This is a genomic window from Pseudoalteromonas luteoviolacea CPMOR-1, assembly GCF_001625685.1.
In the GTDB taxonomy this organism is placed as follows: Bacteria; Pseudomonadota; Gammaproteobacteria; order Enterobacterales; family Alteromonadaceae; genus Pseudoalteromonas; species Pseudoalteromonas luteoviolacea_K.
Genome location: NZ_AUYC01000012.1, coordinates 221,260 through 245,092, shown reverse-complemented (window position 1 = coordinate 245,092; position 23,833 = coordinate 221,260). Strand labels below are relative to the sequence as shown.

General features: G+C 41.0%; 18 protein-coding genes. 2 read left to right on the top strand and 16 right to left on the bottom strand.

Features of this window, described 5'->3' with window-relative positions:
• Positions 1-25: 25 nt before the first annotated feature.
• Complete coding sequence (locus tag N473_RS02850; RefSeq protein WP_196766362.1) at positions 26-754, bottom strand: enoyl-CoA hydratase-related protein; 729 nt, start codon at positions 752-754, stop codon at positions 26-28.
• A gap of 221 nt (positions 755-975) precedes the next feature.
• Here N473_RS02850 and N473_RS02845 point away from each other — a divergent pair, with 221 nt between their 5' ends.
• Together N473_RS02845 and N473_RS02840 are read left to right on the top strand one after the other, a co-directional pair.
• A complete protein-coding gene (locus N473_RS02845; RefSeq protein ID WP_063366629.1) occupies positions 976-1,578 on the top strand; it encodes a FecR family protein in 603 nt (200 codons plus the stop codon).
• A 413-nt stretch (positions 1,579-1,991) separates the two neighbouring features.
• A complete protein-coding gene (locus N473_RS02840) occupies positions 1,992-2,780 on the top strand; it encodes a hypothetical protein (RefSeq protein ID WP_063366628.1) in 789 nt (262 codons plus the stop codon).
• Positions 2,781-2,840: 60 nt separating this feature from the next.
• Here the strand turns inward: N473_RS02840 and N473_RS02835 are convergent, their stop codons facing one another.
• The 15 genes from N473_RS02835 to N473_RS02765 all read right to left on the bottom strand — a co-directional run bounded on the left by N473_RS02835 (position 2,841) and on the right by N473_RS02765 (position 23,677).
• Positions 2,841-4,151, bottom strand: a complete 1,311-nt coding sequence (locus N473_RS02835; RefSeq protein ID WP_063366627.1) for a hypothetical protein — start codon at positions 4,149-4,151, stop codon at positions 2,841-2,843.
• 1,058 nt (positions 4,152-5,209) lie between these two features.
• The gene (locus N473_RS02830) at positions 5,210-8,041 is read right to left on the bottom strand and encodes a hypothetical protein (RefSeq protein ID WP_063366626.1); all 2,832 of its coding nucleotides are present in this window, start codon (positions 8,039-8,041) and stop codon (positions 5,210-5,212) included.
• A gap of 113 nt (positions 8,042-8,154) precedes the next feature.
• Positions 8,155-9,645: a DNA/RNA non-specific endonuclease gene (locus N473_RS02825; protein WP_063366625.1), complete on the bottom strand. Its 1,491-nt coding sequence runs from the start codon at positions 9,643-9,645 to the stop codon at positions 8,155-8,157.
• Between the two features lie 174 nt (positions 9,646-9,819).
• On the bottom strand, positions 9,820-12,069 hold the full coding sequence (locus N473_RS02820) for a GNAT family N-acetyltransferase (RefSeq protein ID WP_155735518.1): 2,250 nt from the start codon (positions 12,067-12,069) through the stop codon (positions 9,820-9,822).
• Between the two features lie 29 nt (positions 12,070-12,098).
• Positions 12,099-12,494, bottom strand: coding sequence for a hypothetical protein (locus N473_RS02815; protein ID WP_063366623.1), 396 nt, complete (start codon positions 12,492-12,494; stop codon positions 12,099-12,101).
• A 19-nt stretch (positions 12,495-12,513) separates the two neighbouring features.
• Positions 12,514-12,921, bottom strand: a complete 408-nt coding sequence (locus tag N473_RS02810) for a hypothetical protein (protein WP_063366622.1) — start codon at positions 12,919-12,921, stop codon at positions 12,514-12,516.
• A 54-nt stretch (positions 12,922-12,975) separates the two neighbouring features.
• Positions 12,976-13,395, bottom strand: coding sequence for a hypothetical protein (locus tag N473_RS02805; protein ID WP_063366621.1), 420 nt, complete (start codon positions 13,393-13,395; stop codon positions 12,976-12,978).
• A gap of 133 nt (positions 13,396-13,528) precedes the next feature.
• Positions 13,529-15,556 (bottom strand): Ig-like domain-containing protein, encoded by a 2,028-nt coding sequence (locus N473_RS02800; protein ID WP_063366620.1) that lies wholly within the window; start codon positions 15,554-15,556, stop codon positions 13,529-13,531.
• A 15-nt stretch (positions 15,557-15,571) separates the two neighbouring features.
• On the bottom strand, positions 15,572-17,626 hold the full coding sequence (locus N473_RS02795) for a tail fiber domain-containing protein (protein ID WP_063366619.1): 2,055 nt from the start codon (positions 17,624-17,626) through the stop codon (positions 15,572-15,574).
• A gap of 98 nt (positions 17,627-17,724) precedes the next feature.
• Positions 17,725-18,360 (bottom strand): Pvc16 family protein, encoded by a 636-nt coding sequence (locus N473_RS02790; protein WP_063366618.1) that lies wholly within the window; start codon positions 18,358-18,360, stop codon positions 17,725-17,727.
• 1 nt (position 18,361) lies between these two features.
• On the bottom strand, positions 18,362-20,299 hold the full coding sequence (locus N473_RS02785; RefSeq protein ID WP_063366683.1) for an ATP-binding protein: 1,938 nt from the start codon (positions 20,297-20,299) through the stop codon (positions 18,362-18,364).
• Positions 20,300-20,303: 4 nt separating this feature from the next.
• On the bottom strand, positions 20,304-20,735 hold the full coding sequence (locus N473_RS02780) for a glycoside hydrolase family protein (RefSeq protein WP_063366617.1): 432 nt from the start codon (positions 20,733-20,735) through the stop codon (positions 20,304-20,306).
• Complete coding sequence (locus N473_RS02775; RefSeq protein ID WP_063366616.1) at positions 20,732-21,247, bottom strand: UpxY family transcription antiterminator; 516 nt, start codon at positions 21,245-21,247, stop codon at positions 20,732-20,734. Before N473_RS02775 ends, N473_RS02780 begins: the two co-directional genes overlap by 4 nt.
• A 334-nt stretch (positions 21,248-21,581) precedes the next feature.
• Positions 21,582-22,163, bottom strand: coding sequence for an RNA polymerase sigma factor (locus N473_RS02770; RefSeq protein WP_196766361.1), 582 nt, complete (start codon positions 22,161-22,163; stop codon positions 21,582-21,584).
• A 272-nt stretch (positions 22,164-22,435) separates the two neighbouring features.
• A complete protein-coding gene (locus N473_RS02765; RefSeq protein ID WP_063366614.1) occupies positions 22,436-23,677 on the bottom strand; it encodes a hypothetical protein in 1,242 nt (413 codons plus the stop codon).
• Positions 23,678-23,833: the final 156 nt, after the last annotated feature.

The following is a 23,833-nucleotide window of genomic DNA, read 5'->3' as shown; positions in this document are numbered from 1 at the left end:
CCCTCTTCGCCATGATTATTGCGATCTAATATTGCTTGCGTGCCAATCGGCGTAAATATTTTTGCTGCACGGCATCCACTTTAATTGCGTTTTTTACCCAAGTCTCAGCAACGCTATTTAACTGATTGAACGTATTAATGCTTTTCTGATAACGGTATTTCTGTAAAGCCGCATGTCCAATATCACAAGCTTGCGCTCGAGCAACCAGACTTCTGACCTTCTTCTCTCCTTCACCGACATTGACTAACACATCAATCAAACCGAGTTCATACAGCTCTTTGGCACTGAACCGCTTATCTGAATACATGACTTCCATCAAGGCACTGCGCGATGTTTTGTGCTGTAGCTTCGCAATTAAAAGATGCTCTAAGCCATGATTAAACATCGTAGAAGGATACATAAAGACTGCGCCTTCCTCTGCTACAACACAATCCGCACACAAAGCAACTTCCATACCTGTACCGTAAGCACGGCCTTGTATCAATGCGATACTGGTCACATTATGTTTCGCGCCGTGTAAAATTCGCTGCAGCAGCGTCATATAAGTAAACGCATAGTCTTTGAGCCAAACGCCATCTTGCTCAGACACACAACTTGCTAAGCTACCTAAGTCTCCTCCCAAACTAAATACACCTGATTTGTCGCTGCTGAGGACCTTAATTACACGCTTTTGTGTATTAGATTCTGGTAAAAAGAACTGGCTAAGCTGTCTTAATAGCGACTTTGTGAAATAAGGCGCCTTATTTAGCTGCATTGTTGCCCAATGCAAGGAGCCAGTGCGCATAATTGCCAAAGGCTCACTGTTATAAACGGAAGTTGCTCTCACCTGCACGAATTTTTTACCCTTTCAAATTAGATCGATAACCCGACGTACTAAACTGAGCTTTGTGAACAATTCGTTAAAGTAATGGCTAGATAAAGTCGACACCCTACCACTGAGCTTCTACTTTTAAAGAAAACACACGGCCACATGCAATGAAAATTCAACTTTTAAGTTTTATACTTTTTTCAAGCGCCTGCTTAGCTGATGCGCAAGTCGCTAAGGTCATGCTTGCTAAAGAGCAAGTCATGGCCACATCGGCTTCGGTTGAGCGCAGATTGAGCCGAAAGTCCCCGGTCTATCGCGCAGACATACTAAAAACAGGAAAAAATGCCCGAGCACAATTTAGGTTTTATGATGGTACGATTTTGTCACTGGGTGAGCATACTCAGTTTATTGTCGATCAATTTGAACATGAAACAGTCTCTGAAGCGCACTTTGAATTTATACAAGGCGCATTCAGAGTCGTGACAGGTCAAATCACTCAGGTTACCAATCCCGATTTTAAAATTAAAACACCGATGGGCTCTATTGGGATCAGAGGCACAGACTTTTGGGGAGGCAATTTATATAGCGAAGACACAATCGATGTTATTTTGCTAGACAGTGAACACCCGCTTGTTGTTGAAAATGAATACGGCCGAGTCACCATATCAACCCCCGGGTTAGGTACAACGCTGACTTTTGGCAAGCCACCAAGCAAACCAGAGAAATGGTCAGATAAAAAGTTACAAGATGCGGTAAAAACCATTCAATAAGTTTCTCTCTTTGATGAGCTTTAAGTCACTTCATAAAAATATAGAAAATATTTATTCCTTTGTCTGTCCAGCCTAATTATTGCACTTTAGAAAAGCACAATAATTTACATTAAATTAAAATGGTTGATTATTTTTAAACAATGAAGTCATCAGTAAAGCTAATTGAAGCTTATGAATTGCATATTTAGTCAAATTAACTAATTAATTAAACCACTTGAAAAAACCATCAAAACATTGATTTTTATACATATAAATTCTCAACCTCTACAATTTAACTTTTACATATCACCAATTTGCTGATGTTCATTTTGTTTGATACTTTGCATCTCGTTAACACTTTGGGCCCAAGTGATAACTCACTAAAACTAACAAGTAATAAACAACTGAATTAAAGAACGACCAAAGGAAAAAAAATGAAAATGTTTAAATTAGGTACACTTGCAGCTGCTTTATTAACCACAGTAAGTGCCGTTGCTGCGCCTATCAACGTTGCTGACACAAATGGCTATGACCGCCACACTGTTTACTCACAGGGCCCAGTAAGCCGCGTCGTGATCACCAGTGAGTTTGCGCACAACTTCTCAGCTGACATTGAACTTCGCGACGGCGCGCGTTGTGATAATGGTAACCTATATTCAAACGTTGACAGCAGCCATGTTGTAAATGTTGGTGTTCAAGCAAATGCGTCTAACGCAAATGCAGCAACAATCGGTGTGACTAACGCAATTGCAGAAGACAAATTAACACACAACAAAACACTTCACTTAAGCTGCTATGATGCAGACAATACTTGGTATAACGTTCTGGTAAACGTACCTGGTGCGCCTATTGTAAATTGGGACATTACAGTTGAGCCTGCAGGTGAGTTCGTAAACCAGCCATACTCATTTGGTTACCATTCAGCATTCCGTGTTAAGAGCACGCTTAATGTGAACAACCAAAATAAGAGCCAGTCATACTGTTACACAGTTGCTAACCGTGGTCTATCTCTAGGCCTATTCCACGGTAGTGATACTTCGAATACTTTCCATTCAGATGTATTCACACAAGACAAAGTGTACAGCAATGACACTGCACAACCTGTTCTTTACCAAATTGTTCAGTGTGAAAATGCTGCTGGTAAAACAATGGCTGTTAAAGTATTCAACTTAACAGATCCAAACGGTATCTACACTTATGAAGACCAACTTATCGTTAAGTAAGTAGTGACCAGAAACGATTTGAAAATGGCAGCTTAAATTAGCTGCCATTTATTTTATATCTTAAAGTTGAGAATGATTAAACGTGGATACGGAAATAAATACACGGTGGCCAAGCGCTTTTTTATCAGGGCGCTGATAAACATAACGTCGATATTCAGAAAGGCTTGCTGGTGCCCCATCAAAGCCAGACAACATTACACGAGAATGATCAGGTCTATTCTGCGCAGGCAAAAAGGTCTCATCACCAAAACTAAAACTCGGTAGTTCAGAAACCAAAGCACCAGAGACGTGCCACTTTATTGGGTACTTGCTCGTATCAAAACTAAATTCCCATGCTGCGCTCTGAATACGTGTATCTAACCCAGTAAAGTCATAACTTACTGCATCCCCCTGCTCTAGAGAGGAAATAGCCACAGTTAATTGCTGCGCCAGCTCAGTAGATGCAATTGGAAACGTCAATTCGCCAATTTGGTCTAGTTTATCAAAGCGCAGTGTCACGCCATTTGATATAGCGACAGGGAGCCCCTCATAATGGAACAATATACTCTGGTAGTTACTGAGTTCATGCTCAACAAACCCTGTTGGGTACATTTTTAGATTGACACCACCTTCAACTGAAAAATCAAAATCTTGAAAAAAGTGATTGCCTATCTTATCAACAGCACTCAAATAGACTTTCGATTTTTGCTCAAATTGTGATGTCGATAAATCTGCACTGTGGTGCACAAAGTCACTACCATTTACTGTGATTGTATTTACACCTTCGGGCACATCAATTACCGCTAGTAGGCTAGAATCATAGCCTGGTTGATCGATAGTGTAATATACCTTTTCGTCATTTCCACAGACCTTTACAACATCTTGATAGTCTTGTATATCACCACCGTTAGATCTTGAAACACGAAACCTGCTATGTGTTACTTTAAGTGCACTCAGATCAACGTCTATTTCTTTACATTTACAATAAGCAGACAGGTCCTGAAATTCGATTGTCGTAAAATCAGCGCCTGAAGAAATATCTAACTTGGTATATATTTTTCGAATATTTTCAAAGCCACCGTTATTCTCCATGCCAATAATAGAGGCATGTTTAGCGCCAGTGGGAATTTGCTGACTAAAATACCCGCTACTATCACTAGAATGTGACGCAACAACTTGACCGTTGTCGTCGTGAAATACAATACTCGCATTAGGGTAAGCAACCAAACCGCACTCTGTACGCTTTTTAACATTTAATGTCAGAGTTGGTTGTGCATCTGGCTTTGTTACAACAGGATTATTGTCTTGTTGATCACTTGAAGACCCACCGCATCCTGCCAGCACAAATATCGAAGCCAAAATAGGGGTAACTGTCAATTGGTTTACTTTCATGAAGTTCATAACTAAAAAAATTTTTCGAATTGTACACGAAATGCAACACGCTTGTATTTTATTTAGAGACAAAAATAACGCACAAACTCATGTTTATCAGGATATTAAGTACTTTACGTACCTGGTACCACACCCATAAGAGCGTATTATGATGTAGTAAACACAGATTAAACCGAACTATTGTCGTGATTACGCTTTAAATCACTCGTTTTAAGTAAACGTTTTTTGCCTGTGTTATCACACATTAATTAAAAAATCAGAAAATATGAATCATTAAAAAATGATATAACACCATAAAATCAATAATTTTATTTACTAGCTTAACTTCACTGTAAGGGTGTTACTTTTTCAGTTAAAACGTAGTTATTGATAAGTGCTATTCTCCATTTTCAATTTCTAAGCACGGGCTTTCAAAAGACGTCGAGACCCGTATCTTACCTACGAGTAGCAACTTAATTGATGATGGCTATCGCTTTACTCTAATTGATAAGTCTTACGATTATGGTAAATATAGACAATCTACAGGGGATATTAACTTTACAGGAAGCTTAATATTAAGCATCCCCAATTGGGCTCACAAATATATTGGTGGAAACCCAAAAGGTTTATACTTTGAAATAAAAAATGGTGGGCAAAAAGGTATAACTAATTTTTTAACAATGGACTACTATATGCCCAACCACCTAGTTAGTATTAAATCGTACTGTAAGGATGCGCTGTTAAAAACGTGTCCAAACCAAAAATGCAGCTATAAAAATATATTAAATTAAAAGTAAACCTCTTTTTTGGGGTTATAAAAAAAGCAGCCATCAGGCTGCTTTTATTGAATCAAAGAGCGAAGGGCCATCTCTGACCGCGTGTGTGTATCGCCAATTAGGCTTTGGCATGGATCAATGTTCCTTTTACATGTTGTATCGATACGAGCAGTTATGAACTCACAGCCACTCAAATCTAACTAGCAACATAAAGAACTCACTAGCCAATATCTATTACGCCTTATTACACTCATTGTCATTTTTTCAATTATCAGAACAAGTTAGTTTGTGACTAACAGATCATTACATTAAAATGAGCCTTTCTTTTTCAATACTCTCTAAAAACTCCCCGGCAGCTTCTTTATTTTCTGCGTTTTTCGAGCGGTTTTTGCGATAGTCCGAGGCTATCTCTTCTAGCTTTGCAAGTAACAGCCTCCGCTCTAAAATAGAGTGCGTTTTGTGATATTTATCCAGCTTATCCGCCACTTTTGCTTTACTCTTACTCATTTCGAAAATCCAGAAACTCTTGCGCTGTACCGCTTCATTCCAAACTTTAGAGGTCCAAATATAAGTGCCACTGGTCGGTAACTTATCCCTATCAGCTTTGGTTTCTCGATAAATTTCAGTGAACTTGTTTTGCTGCGATATCAACTTGAGCAAATGAGTATATCGCTCACTTACATCCTCTTTTTGCATTGGACTCAGGTGACTATATACCGTTTTACGTGCAACCTCAGGTAACTTTCTTTTGGCTTCATCTTCGGTGTATTCAATATGAGTATGATCTTTTTCTAACTGATTAACCCACTTATCTACTGGGAGTGCCTCCTTAGTTACCTCGGCAGGTTTTGGTTTGCCTTCGGTAAACTCCCCTTTAGAGCGCTCAACGATATACCCTTTCCCATTAGGATCTTTCTTGATTTTACCATTAAGCGTGTACTCACCCAGTGTCCAATCACCAATAGATACCGACGCAATTTCTTTTTCAAATGTCAGTACTTTGGCTTTTATCGATGCACCTACTTCCGCTTCTAATGAGCCGGTTAGGCTAAAGCTCGCCTCCATTGGATAATCACTATCAATGGCAAATTGACCAAAGCTATCACCGCCTTTGCCACGCGTGTATTTCAAACGCCCTTCTGTTTCAACCTTACCTTCAACACCACCTCGGATCTCACCAAATACACCACCTTGAACCTTTGCAAGATAAGGGACCCCCACAAAAGCACCAGCCTCAATTCTCGCTTTAGCTTTGGCACTGGCCGAAGCTGCACCATTCACAGAGAAAAGCATTTGTGTCTCTGTGTTATGCTGCTCTTCATTTTTAAGCTTAGCGCCGATACTCGCACCAAACTCAAACCCCCCGGTAATATCGACTCCAACACCTGCAACACCAGCCGCAACGGGAAAGTCCAAAGAGAAAGCCGGAAAATCAATCCCTTTGTGCCATTCTCCAGTGATCCCACCTTCACGATCTTTTCTATTATAGTAAGCCTCAAGGCCTAAAATACGTGCCCTAAGTAACTGCAAGCCATTGTTGCTATCCTTCTCGTAGGAGAATTTACCACCAGCAAATTTAAGCGCGTTTAACCCTTGGTGGACTTTCAACTGCTTAAGCTCAAACACTTTTCCAAAATCGAAGTTTCCAGAGAAAAAGTCTGACTCGACAATGGCCGTTTCATTAAGCACTTTGGCATTATCATGATCGAGATCCATAAAAGCATTTTCAGCTTCAATTGCATCTTTTGTAAACTTAGCCTTAGTCATGGCCAGCGTCATTGTAGTGTGTTTGCTAATTGGGATCTCCACATCAGCCTGCTCAATCTCACCGCCTAATTGCTCATCGTGATACATCACTTTTGCTTGCGTAATTGATGCTTTCACACCAGCGGGTAAGCCGTAAAGCGCAGCGTCAGTACTCACCTCAAACTCTGGTGAAGCATCTTCTTTAACTTCTACTTCACCACTCGGGTTGCTGATAGACAAAAACTTGGGGATCACTTCGAATGTATCTTTAGAAGATATTTTGGTCCTGCCTGATTTGAATTTACCTGCAGTATCCAATTTTAAATCAAACTCACCATCCAGTTTCTTTTTATCCCAAAGCGGCACATGTGCATCACCTGCAAAATGAACTTCTTTTTGCTGCTTATTGTAATCAAGTGACATTAAATCGGAGTAAACCCGCTTGTTCGCAATGTTTAGCCCAACAATGCTTGCTTTAAAACGAGCAAGGCCTTCTTCATTAATGGTCAGCTCATCGCCCAATACTTGATGCGCTTCAATATAACCACTAAAACCCACCCCTTGTTGGCTTGCAAAAACCGGAGATACCGCCACTTCCCAGCCACTGCCAAATGGTAATTTTACATCTATATCACCACCAAATTGCTGACCAAGCAGATTGACCTTGGCAACACCCGTACCATGTAATCCAGCGCGCTTGGGCTTACTTGCCCCCTCTTCCCAGTCCAATAATTCAGGTTGGTTTATCCCCAATGAAATGAACTTATTATCCACTATGTTAGGTGATGTTTGTGCATCTTGATCCGTTTGTTGCTCATCGCTTTGCTCTTCTTCACTACTTGAATTCGAGACACCAATTAAACGTGCAACGCTACTGGCAAGCTTATCTTGAATATACTTGACCCATGCTTTTAAATCATCCACGAGTGCCCGTAATGCCCCATGTGCATCACTGCCTTTTTTTAACCATTGATAAATATATGGCTCATCAATATCTCCCCACGCAGCGGCTATCCAACCACCGTTATAAAATTTATTTGCAGCCCAAAGCCAGATTTTGCCAATGGCCCATAAAACAGCGGAAACAACACCGGGCGGAACTTTTGCCAAAAGTAAAAGTGCTTGTGAGATTGCCGTCACCCATGGGTTCAAAGACTTTAATGATGCCACCGCATAATTAAATACACTTGAGATAATCAGCTTAGCTGTTGCATCGCCATTAAAATGATCCCAAACCACTTGTGAGGCATATCGCTTTGCAACATCAACGCCCGATGAGAGTAGATCAACACTCACAGAATCAGAGTCTAGTGCATTGCTCACTGATAACGCAGTGCGCGTGGGATAACTTTGAAAGGTAGGAGCTTGCTCCTGTTCTTGTTGTTGCATTTCAATAATTTCCTATTGTTGCTTGTGTAAAGAATAGAAACTTAGAAGAGGTATTGAGTAGAAGCGCAAATGCATGTGTGAAGCGGGTATTTCTAATATCAGTGAGAGTTAACTTAGCCTTTTAGTGCCGTTTTAAGCGCATCAATCCGTGTTTGGTCCCATGTCCAGAACTTGCTATTTTTTTGCTTATCTGTCCAATCTTTATAGTCTTTATCACGAATGTGTTTATCATCTTTATGTGCAAGACCCAACGGCTTAATAAGCCCTTTTCTCGTTGTCCAAGGTCGCATATATGCCTTACTGTCAACCGTGTTGTCTTTGCTTTTAACCGCTTTGTTTGTAAATGCCTTTAAAGTCGACACATCTCCTGTGGAGGCATGTTTGGTTTTGTATTCAGATGTGATGGTCACTGAAAACGACCCTTCAGGATGGTAATTACTCGCCGCATCCGTACTGATATCACTTAAAATTTTTACCTCGCATACTAAATTTGCCTTGGGCGCAGCGCCGCTTTTATACCCAGGGGCGGTTTCTTTTTGATGAGGTGCAGGGACAGTTGGTACAACTTCTACCTTATATTCAACAATATAACCGGCTTCGACGAGGTTTTTTACATGAGATTCAACTCGAGCGTGATGCTCTTTATTCGCAGATCCTGTAATAGGATACAAATTAAACTTCAGTGCTGAGCCGCCTAGGTTGTCATTGAGAAGGTGGCCACGGATCCACCCTTTTTCATTGGCATTATTCCCGTTGTTATTATAAACAAGCTTATTCTTCATCAAATCGCTTTGATCGGCATTGACTTCAGCAGACTCGCCTCTGGGGGCTAAACGAGATAATCGAGCCTCAACTTTATCACCAACAATATTACTAATCGTTACATCAGCACCGGATGCATTATTATACTTAAAGTCTTTGGCCGCAAAAAACTTAATTTTTGTATCATTTATCGAATCTGAACCAGCAGTTTCACGTACCCTTTCTTCGCTGCCTCCAGCAGGTATGGCTATATTCCATGCAGGGTTAATTGAGAATGAAGTCCCTATTAAATATGGGTTGTATTGATAAGCAAAGTTTTGAATTAAGTTAACTCCGGGCATATCTTTTTGAGCCACTTGATTGATGACTTTGAACGCAAAGTCAACATCCTTGCTCTCTGGAAGAAGCAGTTTGTAAATGTGGCTAAGCCTCGCGCCAACGACTTGATAGTACCGTTGTGCGACATCATAAACTTGCTCCTCATCCATCAACACATCAAAATGGCTGCTACCGATGACTTCAACTGCTTGTTCAACTTTTTCAGTCGACGTCAAATCAGTCGAGTACTGATCTAATATAGGAATAAAATTGTCATACTCATCTTCTGAAATCGACTCACTGTAATCTAAATCATCAAGCACAATTGTTTCAATATCCTCTTCTTGCATACTCATATCTGAGTTTTGCCGAGATAGGTTGTGCTTTGGCTCCCGAATAGGACTACGTTCTCGAAAACGAGAAGACGCTTCTTCCGTTCGGTTTCTTTTTTGACGGCGGGCTTTGTCCCTTTGCTTCTGTTCTTCGCTATCAAGCAAGTATGAAGCATCCATATCTGACATCATAGTGGGCGGTCCTTTAGTAGTTTACGAGTATTTGAGCTCTGCTATATGAGGTATTTCTGAATAAATAAAACGGAGGGTATTGTGCTCATTGACTTTAAGCATGGGTGCTTACCAATGGTCAATATATTTCTAGATCGACTCGAAACAGCTTAAAATGAGTGCTTGTTTCACTTTCTAATTCACAAGTGCTAATTGATAAAACACTTCTTGCTCAGCCCCTTCGCCTATGGCCTCTTCCAACGCGTTAAATCCAACTTGCGTTAAAATGTGCCGAGAGGCCGTGTTATGTACCCACGCAGAGGTCTTAATATGAGAGATGTTCAGTTTGAGCGAGCGCTGTTTTAATGTGGCTACTGCCAAGCTAACCCCTATTTTTCCAAAACCACGATGCTGGTAATCGCACCCCACCCAAAACGATAAGTGTGCATGACGTTGCGAATTTTGATTGTCAATCGCATCCGGCAGCGGATAAAAGTCCACAACAATTGCCCCCACAAAACCAAAAGACTCATGAACGAGTGCAAAATGCGCCTTTTCACCACGCAGTCCCTCTTCAAGCCAAGTCGGCCAAACTGCTTGTAAGTGATTAAACTGATCAATTTTCAAACCACGCAGGCGTTCGGCAATATCATCTTGTCGATACTGAATATAAAACTCACCTAACTGATGTGCTCCAAGTGGTAAAATTCTGAGCCCTGACACTTCGCATCGAGTGCACCTAAGTCCTTTTTCAAACCAAGATAGTTGGTTAGTTTGCTGCTGATAAGTAGCAATATCGATATTAAGCTGCTTTACTTGCGCATCTTCAGGACTGAAATCAAGTGCCAATTCTGCGCTTTGACTCGCCACTTCTTGCTCCCCAGTAGCCCAAGCCACTAATGCCAAATTGTGTAAATATGCTGTACTAGGCCCATTAACTTCCATACAAGCCAGCATACAGTTTTTCGCTAACTCCCAATGGCTAAGATCAATGGCCAACAAGCCTAGTGCAAAAGCAAAAGACTCTTGTCTACAGGCAACAATGTGATTTTGCCAAACTTGAGAGAGTACACCGCACCACTGTATACGATTTTCAACAGACACCCCCTGCTTGAGCAATTGTGGGAGGAAAATCTGCAACACATTTGGATCATATTTGCAGAATCTAGCAAACGCTAACATTTGCGCCTCAGTTAAGCTCTCAGAGCAGCTTTTTAAGCTTTCATAGATATTTACCTGGCAACTGGGTAAATGCTCAGAGCAGGCTTTCTCAAATATATGCTGCGTGTAAATAAATTCCGCTGGGTTTTGATGGCCTAACCTCATACACGTCGCCATCTCTGTGCCTTCGTGTTTTTTTATTTGGGTATGGGTTACAGCCGAACTCACATAACTTAATGCCTTCAAATCTAAAGGTAACTCCACCCCAGTTTGTGTAATCACTGTTGGAAGATTAAGCCCGTGCTCTGGCGTCAAATGATCGCTAATTAAATGACATACCCCTTTGTCAAAAGCCTGCTCTAAACGCATACATACTTGTACCGCATTGATTGGAAGCGCGATAGGTTTACAGCTCCCGCTTGCCAACTCTTTTCTCAATATGTCGTCAAATAGCAAAGCTATGTCGCCGTGCCCGACTTCAAGATCTATACTCGTCTTGAACCACTGATATGCAAGTCGAATTTTATCCTCAGCTTTATCCGAGGGTGAGTGCGCTTTCATACGCCAAAGTAGCGGCAGCTCTTGGCTATTAGCCTCTTCAGTGCTTGCGGCACTGTTGCTGGGGCCGATATTTGCTATCTCGGCTCGGTAAAGATCTTGGTAGTGTGTATGATATATCGCCTGTGGCAACTTAGAAAGCACACCATGAGCTATCATGAATGCTGGATTTGCGCCTAATGCAAGCATCGTTTCGTCAATATCTTGATGCGGTAACGGCTGTTCTGAAGATATACTCCAATCTAGTATGTGTGCTTTTCCAATCTGATGATAATGGCTGAAATCGGGGTGGCGCAAAAGCTGTGCCTGTGCCGTTTTGTCTGTTTCCATCAACAACAAACACACATTGAATTCTTCCAAGCCTTGTTGTGGCCCCTCTTCCAAAAGTTTATTCATTAACGCCAAACCAAAGGCGTAACGCGCCTCTCCAAGACACAATAGATATATTGGCTCAGACTGGTTTAACAGATTATTGCCTTTTATGTCGTGTAGCCAAGCTGTAAGCAGATCAAAATAAAGGGCGATCCAAGCTTGATTATGCCAGCAATCGTTTTGTGGTGACGGGTCTTGTGCTGACCATATATCAGCCTCTGGCGCTTTGTTAAATACACATTTTTGTTTTTGTTGTTCAGTCAAAAAAGTCGCTTTGGGTGCTGGCTTTAATTGCGCATAACCGACGCCATTAAACACCTCATTAAGCTTTTTTGCACGTGCTTCTTCTGTCATGTATATGCCCTGTTTTTTGTTTTGTGACGTCACGGCAGTTTAATTATGTAGTGAAGGTGGTCAGCTCCACCTGGCGGGGTATTTAGCAGTGGTCTTCCGTCTTTACCATCGCATAACCCGTAGCCTAGCGGTATTGACTGACCGTGGTATAGAAAAACGGCCCCATTTGGCACCCCATTTGTCTGCGTTGCTTTTGTATGTAGCGATGCTGTTTGTGTTTGTTCAGCAAGCCAAAATGTGCCTTCCACAATTAAACTGCCACTGATCTTCAAGTTTTGAGTGATTTCTAGGCCCGTGCTACGCTTTGCAATACCATCTTCACCTTGCAATAAACATGCATCTAGCCACTGGGCAAACTGTGATTCTGTCGGCTTTGCGCCGCGCTTAAAAAAAGATTTAAGCGTTTTTCGAAGCTGCATTGCCATTTACACTCCTTGCATGAGGTTAAGAAAGTTTAAGACCACTTGCCGTGCTGATCTCATTTTTAGGAAGGTGAAGTGCTTGCCAAACCTGGCCTGTATGAGATATTTCAGTGACTTTAAAGTAACTTTCAGCGCCCCCATTTTGTGCTGTATTTACTGACACTATGTTACCTAGCTCCAGCTCAATAGCTGCACGTTCCCACAGACCAGACGCACCTATCACATATATGCCATTCTCTGTTTTATCTCTTTGTGCTAGCAGTAACACATACATTTGCCAATAGCTTGGGGGTAGAGGTAAATCTATATTCTGATGAGTATCGAAAACCACATCTAAGACACCAATGAACCCAACAAATCGTTCTATATGACGTTGGTGCCTCATAAATCTATCTAGTAATTGATTAACATTGACGTACCCTGCAGCCATATTCATAACCCCGCGTAAATTACTGGCCAAGCATATCGCTTGACCAGTTCATAATTAAACTGCGATCGCGCCGTCACTTAAGGTGACTTCACTCCACTGATCGCCTTCCATCAATTTATAAAACACAGTAGATGAGGTCGGCGGTGTACCAAGTAACTCAACTAAGTTACCTAGCTCAATGTTTGGATACGTCACTTTGTTAAGTGTGTCAGCAATTCGTTGATACACACCATTTTGAGAAGGCGTAGATTGCTTGGTAAGCAAAATCTTGTCGCCATCGGCAAGATTCAACGTGTTGGTTAAATAGTTGTCATTGTTTGCTGTCGACAAATCGACATTCGTATCCTTTTTAGCGCTATTCACACGGTCAATAATGCCGGTATAACGATAAAGTGATTTCGTTGCTGTCATATTCACTGCAATTTGTTCAGCATCAATCGCTGCGAGAATACCAGAGAGCGTTTTTTGAGCCATAAGGCCTCCTTGATAAATGTTGCGTGTATAAACACACGCAACGGGTTAGAAAATCGAATTAGCTATGGGGAACAGTCCTAACTGGACGGCGTAATGGTGAAGTACCTGTGATGAGTGAGGTTAAAAGTGAAACTTAAGGGATATATTCAAAAAGACGATAATCTGCCACTTGATAATGCACAAACGCACTGGTGCCATTGTCATTACCTATGCTTGTGATAATGCCAACGACTCCCCCTTCGAATACCACAGTGCCCCCAACAAAATCGGTAATCGCTAAATCTATTTGATTATCAGTAAACCAGTTACGACTACCAATGTTATTAAAACCCGGGTTGCTATTGTGGTGAGTATGGGCTGAGATAGATGAAACACTCGGCTTATCTTTCAGATAATTTTTTTCTTCTTTGCCCTTTGTATATAGTGCTAACATGCGTCGACCGGCAGGTGCCCCATGTTGTGATAATGTTTGCTCGGCTAATATATACTGCCTTTCATCTAGTATTTTGGTTGTATCCCACACACTGTTTTCTACTAAGTTACCTAGATAATTAACTTCATTTGGAGATATTAAGAAGCGTTCTTTACTTTGCGGATTATATGCTTTTCGAACGTAGCCAAGGTGAGTTTGGATACTGCCAGACACTCTTTGCCAGGTACTGCCTACATATTCCCAAACATCGTTATTTTGTGCATCATATATTTTTGATACATCTAGGCCACCCCGTAAATCGATATCAAGATAAGTGGAATTAGGCTGAGAGTAAGTAATGTAGCCATAGGATTGCTTACCCTTGAAGCGATGCAAATCAGTGTCATTATTTAAATCAACCACAATTTCGCTGGCCGACTGAAAGCTGCCAGTTTGATCCCAAGGAGTCACATAGAATTTAAAAATATCCCCTTGACGCTGAACCTTTACACGAACCCGTTTATTGCTCCAACTACCACCGGTTCCAATATTATACTGTCCTAAAAGCTTATCAGACCCAGACCCCACTCCAGCATAACCAAAATATACACCACACCCTGTCGCGTTAGGGGGAGTACCGCCTGTATTCAAGACAATAGTGAGTACATAATTTATATTCCCCTCTCTGACAAACGCGGCAACCACACCAATGGTATCATTGTCTGTACTATCAGAGGATAACGTCGCTTCTAGTGTATAGTTATCAACTTTTTCTGCGGATACAAACCCGTTCGCAGGTGAAACATTAAGTGGCATTACAACACTGTCTGTAGAAGCTTGGTAGAACCATGCTTTTGCGTTAGCGCTATTGCGATTTTCTGCGTCTTGCTTGTTTAAGAAATACTCATTGCCGTTAAATCTCGCCCAGTTGTTGAATATATCTTGTACCGTCGGCGGTCTGTAGTCTTGTCGTGCTTGATCAGCTTGTTGCTGAGTGCGGTATATGTATGACTCAAGCTCAGGCAATGGCGTAATATTTATATAGACGACGCCTGTTTGCTCAACACCGTGGCCGTTGCGCACTTTATAGTAAAATTGCGCTGGTTGCTCTGCAAGACCCGTAGACACAAAAGTAATTGTATCGCCACTAAGAGACACTGTACCGCCCTGTGCATTCGATACACCGATTAAAGACAAGCCAGTACCAGAACCATCTTCATCATTTACAATGAGTTGCTGCTTACTGATAAATACAGACTCCCCCTGTTGCAAACTAAACGTATCAGGGTTACACACGATAGGCGGAACAGCAACGACTGACATTGTGACGAAGTTTGTTTTTCGGATCCCTATACTATTTTCTACCACATAATCAAAGCCTGCCGCGCTTCCGATCCCACTATTTGAAGTAAACTCGATGTTAGCTCCCTCTATCCGCACTGTGCCAAACTGAGGTGTGTGTACAGCTATCAACCGCACTGGATCTTGCCCGTTGCTATATTCATCAAAACTCCCTTCAAGGATATTAGCAATTGGAATGATTGCTGTGCGCTGCGTATAAACTTCAAAGGTTTTCAATTCTAGGCGTATCGTTTGTGCAGATTTCCCATAAAATTCACTAATTGCAATCGTATCTCCAGGTACTTTAGTGACGTGTTCACTATAAAAACCAAGCTCAAAAGGCTGAGTATCACGGTATTCATCACCGATATCTTTAAGTGATATTGGTCCACTCGTTTGTAAAGTCATTATGCTTCACTCCCCTTAGTTAGACTCAAGTTTCACTATTTTTTGCTCAAGCCCCACCACTTTCTCATTGAGCTCTTTTATGCTTTCAACTAACAAGCCAACTAAATTACCATAAGCCACTGACATATATTCATCTTGCTCATAGACAGCTTCAGGTATGACTTGCTCAACATTTTGTGCGATCAGTCCGGTATAACGTCTACCAGTATCAACATCTGCTCGTTCAAACGTAACACCTTCCAGCTTATGAATCGAAGCCAACGCATTTTCAATCGGTTTGATATTGGATTTCAGGCGAGCATCAGAGAATGCTGTGACATCTCCTGTTGCTGTTATCGCGCCTGTGACAGCCATATCGCCCGAGAAGGTCGCTTGGGTAATGTCGACGGAACCAACTAACTGCGTATTGACCGATTTCAAAAAGCGTTGATCTGACTCTGTTTTAGTATAACGATTCGTAGAGTCCGCAGTTCGGTCGGTAACTTCTTGCTGCAAAGCACTCTGTAATGTAGCAACTTGTTGGCTTCTCGTATTAGATTCATTTGCTAACTCTGTTTCTATCTGAGCGCTGCGGGCATCATTTGTTAAAACGTAATTGGCAAAAGCTTGATCCGACTCAGTGTCGACAGAGTTGATAAGATCAACAATTTCTTTAAACGAGTCCGCATCGGCATCACTGGCTTCTAAAATACTGTCAATTCGCTCCTTTTGAACCGTGATTTTAGCGTTGTAATCTGCTTTTAAAGCATTTGAGCCCGAAGATTGCTGCGTTTTAAATTGCGCAGCATCCAATAATTTATCTGCCAGTCCCGCCTCGATATCAGCTGGCGTCGCAATATCAACAGAAATTTGGTTGTTAAATGCTTTTAAACCAGCGCCAACAAGTGCAATCTGCGACGAGTCTTGCCAGTGATTTTCACTTTTACCAGAGTGATTAATAAATTGAGAGGTCAATACAAATACTTTATGTTGGTGGGAAGTACCTGCAGAAATTGAGAGAGCAAGGCCCTGATATAATGAAATAGCCGCAGCAGGCACAGCCAACGATTTATCTAATTGAACTTGCCAAATTTGATTTTCAGATGGGTCATCTTGTGCGGTTAATAAAATTAGATCCCCTACCTGAAGTACAATATCATCCAGAGTATTAAGTGGTAGCGAGACATCAATATTAATAGACGTTTCAGCACAAGTGATCATCACTTCATTGAATGTATAGACGCCCAAAGACTCTACTTTTTGATTTAACCACTGACCGTGATCTGCACTGAGTATTTTATCTGTGCCGCCAGATTTTAAATCATTTGTATCTGCGAAATTTAACCTTTGAGGCGGCACTTGTCCAACAGTCAATTGCCCTGCATCTAAATCGGTCAGCGAGCCACCATGTCCGGTTATACTTTTTGCGGTGATACTTGAGTCACTCGCCACTTGTGTCAAATCGATATGAGCTGGAAGGTGAGCATTATTTAGGTTTGTGATGCCTTCACCATCCCCAACCAAATAGTCTGCCGTCAACTTACTATGTGTAATATCTCCTTGCTGAGTCAAATCAACTTCAACAGGAAAACGCGCGTTTTGAATATGCTCTGAGTAATACTCAGGTACGTCAAAGTTTTCAACTTTGTACCAATTCAAGTTTTCGCTGGTTTCGTTCAGCATGACATAATGAAAGTAGCTGGCACTGTTATCCAATGACCTATTAGCCTTAATTAACATGCCTTCATATTCATTAATGGTTTGCTTGGTCAACGTCGCGGCGCTTTCTATTGAAGATGCATCGTAAATGTAGACACCATTTTGAGTCACGTCTTGCTGAAGATATATGATCACTCGCTCACCAGGTACTAGTGAGTATGGTGATAGAATTTCAGTCAAGTCGGATTGCAAATCAAGGTTGGACTCACTGACTGCGCAATCTACTGTAGTGCCGAACAAATGGGCCAGTAAGCTAAATGTTGTCGAGTTATCCGTTGCCGCATCTATGAGCTTACGAAATTCCTCTTGTGTAGGAATGTCTCCATTTTCAAAATAGCCGCGTAACTCCGTATTCAGTTCTGAATGTTTCATAGTTAACCTTTGATAATTAGTCGTGTATTGTGGGGACTTGCCACTGGAAGGGAGGAAGTTCAGTAGCAAGAAAATATTGCGGGTAAACAAAGCTAGGATTAAACCGATTTGTTATCCATTTGCGTTTCAATATCTTGAACAATCGGCAATATATCTGGCGTGAATACTGGCACAGGTACTGACAAAGACAGCAACAGTGTAGGCTTGGGTGTGGACCCTAATGCCTGCCAGACATGCCCACTTACTTTTTCGCTATGTTCATTACCAAACAACTGCGTTCGAATGCCATAAGGCTTATCTTCCACGCCATACATCGTAAGAATGTCCTCTGGTAAAAAGTCATAAGCCCCTAAGCCACACAGTAAGTAACTCAGCACCATATGCTCTAACTCAGCACTTCCCATCTCCGCTTTACTCCAGACCGTCAGCATATAAGTTAACGATACAAATCGAGGCTCTTTATAATGCACTCTATGAGTCTGAGCTGTATTTAGATAACTTCTCGGTGGCTCACTTTGTCTGCGTGTCGTGTCCTCTGCTACACCAATTAGATAGCAGTTTACTGTCGGTTCATCACTCACCTGTTTGTCATAAAAGGCCTTATCGGGCGCGACAAAACTCAATGCAATATCCCCTTCTAACTCGGTATCTCCGCCTTTGCTCATAGACAAAATCCGCTCAGTCAAAAACGTCTTCAGTGCTTGTTGAGTGTTATAAACAATTTTTGGGTCCATCTTAATTTCCTTGCAACCAAGCTTTAATTTCATGCTGTGCCATAAACCCTTCATGCTGTTTCGCAAGCTCTCTTTTGAGCGCTCTGGCTAATGATTCCGGGTCAATACAGCTATGCTGTTCTATCAAACGTTGAAGTAACGCTGACTCTGTAATATTGATAATTTGTGCTGCACTTAACTCAAACCTTTGTGCCAAACTCCCAATAGATTTGGTCAACGCATCGTTTGAAATACCGCTCAACATACGCTGCCATATCTCTTCCCGATGCTGAGCTGAAGGCATAGTAAACTCAATCACATTATGAAAACGCCTCAAAAACGCGTCATCTAAGTTTGATTTTAAGTTGGTGCTTAACAGCAGTAACCCGCTGTAGTGTTCCATTTTCTGTAAGAGGTAACTGACACCCATGTTGGCATTCTTGTCCTGACTGGATTCAACAGCACTACGTTTTGCAAACACAGCATCAGCCTCATCAAACATCAACACTGCATTGTGTTTTTGAGCTTGATCGAATAGCTTCGCTAAGTGCTTTTCAGTTTCACCAATCCATTTACTGGCAATATTAGCTAAATTAACGACATATAAAGGAAGCTGTAGTTCACCTGCAATTGCTTCAGCAGCCATTGACTTGCCTGTACCAGGACGGCCCCAAAAAATTGCCTTACAACCTGGCGTAAAGCGCTGAAGTAAGGATTGTAATTCGGCTTGCCTGTCAATTCGGCCGACTAATTCATAAAGTTGGCTGTGTATTGCTGGAGACAGCACCATGTCAGACAACTTGAACCTTGGTTCAGAAAGTTTCGCTAGGTCTTCAGGTCCTTTATTTAGCTCTTCCAAACACCGAAGCTGTAATTCACGCCAAAAATCAGCGTTATTCTGAAGGGTAACTTTAGCGGCTTGCGCTAGCCCTGACATTAGATAAATTGGCACAGGGTACCTCGTAGCGATACACTGCGCTTTTGCTTCATCAGGCTCTAAAGACAGTTTCAGCCAGGCGCATACTAACGACTTATGTGAAGGCGGTTGACACTCGATCACACGAAACAAGCTTTTATCTCGATTCGTGTTTGAAGCCTCTAAAGTAAAAAAATACAATCGGGTTTGGGCACCCTGTCCATGCTCCAGCATTTTTTGTAGTGCATGGGCATGTTTTGTATGAAGTTTTTCAATAAATATAAACACGCATTTAGAATTCGCATTTAATATTAGTCCAACCAACGACAACATGATTTCTGACAAAGTCAGATCTTGCGCTTGCTCATCTGAAAAATAACCAAAATCCCCTCCTGATAACAAAGCCAGTTGCTCTGTGTACCACTGAGCCATCCGAGGGTCAGTTGTGCCAAGTTCGAATAACTGTGAGTCACTTAAGTCAATGTTAGGGTTGAAACACGATGTAAAAGCCACATCCTGAACGGTAGACGAGCCCAGCTTTACAAAGTGATCATTACTCAAAGTGACTTGACCAGTATGTAAGAATTGCCTGAGTTCGATATGTAAACTGACACTTTCAGTCAGCAACTTTTTTTCGGAGCATTGCAATAAACGCCAATCGAATACTTGACCACATAGCACATTTTTAGAAATTAAGGCTCGTTTAGAGCCTCGCTGGCAAAGGAAAAGCAATTTATCGAGACTTAACATTGGCCCTTGCTCATACCAACTCAGGCCGATATAAGGCATTAAAATATCCGGCTCCAGAGTTTGAATGTAGACAAGAGCAATCAACCTAATTTCATGTGATGTGAGAGAAAAACGCCCTTCAACATACTTAAATCTAGAGGTGTTAATCAGTGTACTTAATGCTTCATCAAGTTGACTTAATCGCTCCTGTATATTGTCATCATCATTAGCTAGCGCTATGCCAACCTGAAAAAATCGCAATGATAGCTGCTTTTCGGCTTTAAATTGTTTTGCTGAGTCGTCATGAATTTCCATTTGGTCACCCATGTTTCATTTGAATAGCGAGCTCCATCGCTCTATCACAACACGTGTCTACCCAGCCACAGTGCCAAACCTCATGCGCAGCCAATGAAAAGTCCTCGACACACAAGGCTGCTAATAGTTTTTTCAATCCTTTTAAGCCATCGATACCAATGCTAAAGGCCATATTAAGCAGGACCAGCTTTCTAGACTCATTCAAACGATTGAAAATTGGTACCTCTACCGAAAGAGTGTGAGCTAAATAGGCAATATCGTTTTCAAGCATATATTCCGCCTCTTGTTCGCTAATACCTACCTGCTCTATTTGCCTACCGACACCGACAACGAGTACGCCGTCGCTGTTTCTCACCGGTTTAACAGTAAGTCCTTCATGGCAAATCAATTGTACCTTCAATGCTTCAAGGTTTTGACGCGAGACACCGTGAGTCATGACACCTCCTTCGAAAGCAAAAGGTCTGAAGGCACTGATATCATTAAGCTTTGCTCCAATCCTTCTATCTCGATAACAAATACGGAGTCATTTTTACGTTCAACGAGCTTTCCTTGGTACCCTTTAAGAGTGCCCACAGTAATTTCTACAACGCTCCCAACGGCAAATCGAGTCGGTACTGGTTCGCACTGGTAACCTGACGACATCACCGTTTTAATTTTTACAATTTCTGAATTACTCACCATGCTAGGTTTACCGTTAAATTTAATAAAATCGACAAAACCACTAAGTCGCTTTACATGGTGATATTCAAAGTCATCGACATAAACAAATACATAAGATTTGAATAAAGGTTTCGCTATTGATTTAATTCGGTCGCTCCACTGTTTTTTCTCGACTATTAATGGTAAAAAAACCTCACAGCCACTCTTTATGAGTGAAACCTGCTCCGCGAATTTTTTTTCAGTATTCGGTTTGGTGTAAACTACATACCAGTTTCTTATTGTTGTCATCACAAATTCCAGATACGCTCCGCCACATCACCCCCAATATGAAGCAACTTAAACGGCAGTTAGTTTTTAGCTATAGCAATAAAAACTTTTCGATTTCCTATTGCTGGTTTAATACTAAACAGACGGAAATAGTTATTTTTTGTGAAAATTAAATTTTTAATAGTTTGAAAAAAGTGACCTTACATAATAAGGCCACTTTACAGGTTGGGCTTATGTTCAAAAACCTATCAAGGTATAAACGTAAGACTGAGATATGTGTGAATTTATTTATTGAGCTTTTAGGTTAAATATTTATATTAAAAAATTTATACGCCACCAGACTATCAAAAATCCGTTAGCTATATCTCTTATATTCTTCTTTTAAACTTGTCAGCTGTCTTCTCGCGAGTTGCACACGTTTTCTAACATTTTCTAGTGATAAGTGAAGGCGCCTGGCTATTTCAGGGTAATCCATTTCATATATAAATTTATATTGCATCACAAGGCGTAAATCCTTTGGCAAAATAGAGATTTCATTTACTAGCCTTGTATACAAACTAGAATTCCAATGATCGCTTTCTAGCGAAGTAGATTGATTATCTGCGAAGAAAAAATGGTCTGGTAATTCAGATACATGATTAACAATATCTTGGTGTTTTGCTTTAGCACGATGTTCATCCATGCAGAGGTTGTGAGCAATGCGACATAACCAAGCGAATTCATTCTCGATAGTATAATCAGCACGATTATATGCTCTAAATGCCTTTTCACAGGTTTGCGCAAGTACATCTTCTACCTTATCGCTGTCATTTCTTAACCACCTATGACAACAACTTAATAATTTATCTTTGTTTTCAAGCCAAACTTTCCAAAATTCACTATGTCCTTTTAGCTGCCTTTGTTTTAAGGCAACCAACTCCCCTGTATGTAACATCATTTCTCCAATAAAAAAATTTATATCGGAGGAAAGACGCGCTATTACCATTTATGTGAAAACAAAATTAATACAATATATAAACCATTGTTTATTTGATGTATAACTCTATTCTGTTTAACACTCAGTATTTCAAATGAGAAGCAAAGCGCGTTGTAATGATAAAACTTTACAAGAAAATAGGTATTTAGCTTGATATTGGATAAAACATCCCATCCAATTGTAGGGGGCATTATCCATATCCAAAGTGACTAATTGCGAAGCACTTATGACATTTAAGTATTCAGCGCTGCTATCTCACGTTCAATCGAAGGCGTGATCGATAACTCTACCTCACCCCTATGAGCATATGAAATACGCAATCGCCCCTGGTACGTACTGGCAACTAACGCCAGACCAGCAGGTGGCAATGGTACACTAAAATTATACACATCAATAATCTTAAAAGAGCCAATATAGCTTAAGTTAAACTCCAATTTACCTAGGTTGGACAAGATCACATTACCATTGAGAAACAACCTTTTATAACTTTCAACAAGTAATTTAAGCGCAGATTTTGGTACTAGATTTATTGAGTAAGACTGAATCTTCTGCTCGGCTTGATGCACCTTATACCCTTCAAGTTTCAACTCTTGCAAACGCGCCTGGTACGCCTTAATCCAACAACTTTCGCCTCCGATCTCTGAACCGAAAGGCATAATTAAATTATTATATGAGGCAGCAAGATCCTTTTTCGCTATTCCCCTGAGCGAAATAGTTTCAAGTACAGTGTATTTTTGACCATTATTCAGTGCTTTATTTAAGACATAATTAAGCGCGACATTCACAGAAACCTGATGCCGTTTAGACCAGGTTTTCAGCGCTTTAGTCGCGTCCAAACCGAAGTCATGATAATCAACACACCAACACTCTGAGTCTGCAATCGCAATTCTTTTTTTCGTTCTAAATAAATCAACGGCTAATCTAACACCAGCATGAAACAATGCTTTTGTACCAACTTTATCAAAAAGCATATGCTCTTCACAAAAGCTATTATCAATACACGAAATAGGCTGGTTGAGTAAAAGTGAATGTAACTGTTCAAATAAAATGTAGCCGCTGCGGGCATCTGATGCAGTATGTGAAGAAAGAAATAACAATGCGCTGTACTGTTTAAACCGGATACAGACAAATTGAACTGGGGATCCAACATATGGGTCAACGGGGTTGTCAATCGCGTACTGTCGCAGCGCGATATGCCATTGCTTTAAGTCTACAAAGCGATCAGTCCAATCCAGTTGCAACTTTTCAGGGTAAAGCGTTTCATCATACTCCCAAAAATACTTTAGCCCTTTTCTGACAATGCGACTTTGCATTATTGGATGTAAGCTTGCAATTTTATCCACACAGTCAAACAACCGTTGCATGCCATAATGGCCTTCTAAAATGACAAGGTCGCAAGAGTTAGCATTGTTATTATTTGCTTCGGCTAAAGCTAAAAAGTTGAGTGCTCGATCACTCAAAGGTAATAGATTCATTTATCAAGTTCCTATTTAATACACAAAAACTTTAAACGAGAATCATTTACTTGTCTAATCTGTTATCCTAATTTGCAGCACAAACATGATTAATTTCCTACGATTAAATATAAGAACAAACCCAAGTTTTGTGACAACTTTTGTTCCAGCGCAATA

What these genes read in the sequence shown, in the direction of transcription:
- N473_RS02805 (WP_063366621.1), bottom strand. Translation starts at nt 13,395, where the DNA reads ATGGCTCAAAAAACGCTCTCTGGTATTCTCGCAGCGATTGATGCTGAA.
- N473_RS02790 (WP_063366618.1), bottom strand. Translation starts at nt 18,360, where the DNA reads ATGGACCCAAAAATTGTTTATAACACTCAACAAGCACTGAAGACGTTT.
- N473_RS02765 (WP_063366614.1), bottom strand. Translation starts at nt 23,677, where the DNA reads ATGAATCTATTACCTTTGAGTGATCGAGCACTCAACTTTTTAGCTTTA.
- N473_RS02815 (WP_063366623.1), bottom strand. Translation starts at nt 12,494, where the DNA reads ATGGCAATGCAGCTTCGAAAAACGCTTAAATCTTTTTTTAAGCGCGGC.
- N473_RS02810 (WP_063366622.1), bottom strand. Translation starts at nt 12,921, where the DNA reads ATGGCTGCAGGGTACGTCAATGTTAATCAATTACTAGATAGATTTATG.
- N473_RS02800 (WP_063366620.1), bottom strand. Translation starts at nt 15,556, where the DNA reads ATGACTTTACAAACGAGTGGACCAATATCACTTAAAGATATCGGTGAT.
- N473_RS02795 (WP_063366619.1), bottom strand. Translation starts at nt 17,626, where the DNA reads ATGAAACATTCAGAACTGAATACGGAGTTACGCGGCTATTTTGAAAAT.
- N473_RS02775 (WP_063366616.1), bottom strand. Translation starts at nt 21,247, where the DNA reads ATGACAACAATAAGAAACTGGTATGTAGTTTACACCAAACCGAATACT.
- N473_RS02845 (WP_063366629.1), top strand. Translation starts at nt 976, where the DNA reads ATGAAAATTCAACTTTTAAGTTTTATACTTTTTTCAAGCGCCTGCTTA.
- N473_RS02825 (WP_063366625.1), bottom strand. Translation starts at nt 9,645, where the DNA reads ATGATGTCAGATATGGATGCTTCATACTTGCTTGATAGCGAAGAACAG.
- N473_RS02850 (WP_196766362.1), bottom strand. Translation starts at nt 754, where the DNA reads ATGCAGCTAAATAAGGCGCCTTATTTCACAAAGTCGCTATTAAGACAG.
- N473_RS02780 (WP_063366617.1), bottom strand. Translation starts at nt 20,735, where the DNA reads ATGACTCACGGTGTCTCGCGTCAAAACCTTGAAGCATTGAAGGTACAA.
- N473_RS02785 (WP_063366683.1), bottom strand. Translation starts at nt 20,299, where the DNA reads ATGGAAATTCATGACGACTCAGCAAAACAATTTAAAGCCGAAAAGCAG.
- N473_RS02770 (WP_196766361.1), bottom strand. Translation starts at nt 22,163, where the DNA reads ATGATGTTACATACAGGGGAGTTGGTTGCCTTAAAACAAAGGCAGCTA.
- N473_RS02820 (WP_155735518.1), bottom strand. Translation starts at nt 12,069, where the DNA reads ATGACAGAAGAAGCACGTGCAAAAAAGCTTAATGAGGTGTTTAATGGC.
- N473_RS02830 (WP_063366626.1), bottom strand. Translation starts at nt 8,041, where the DNA reads ATGCAACAACAAGAACAGGAGCAAGCTCCTACCTTTCAAAGTTATCCC.
- N473_RS02840 (WP_063366628.1), top strand. Translation starts at nt 1,992, where the DNA reads ATGAAAATGTTTAAATTAGGTACACTTGCAGCTGCTTTATTAACCACA.
- N473_RS02835 (WP_063366627.1), bottom strand. Translation starts at nt 4,151, where the DNA reads ATGAAAGTAAACCAATTGACAGTTACCCCTATTTTGGCTTCGATATTT.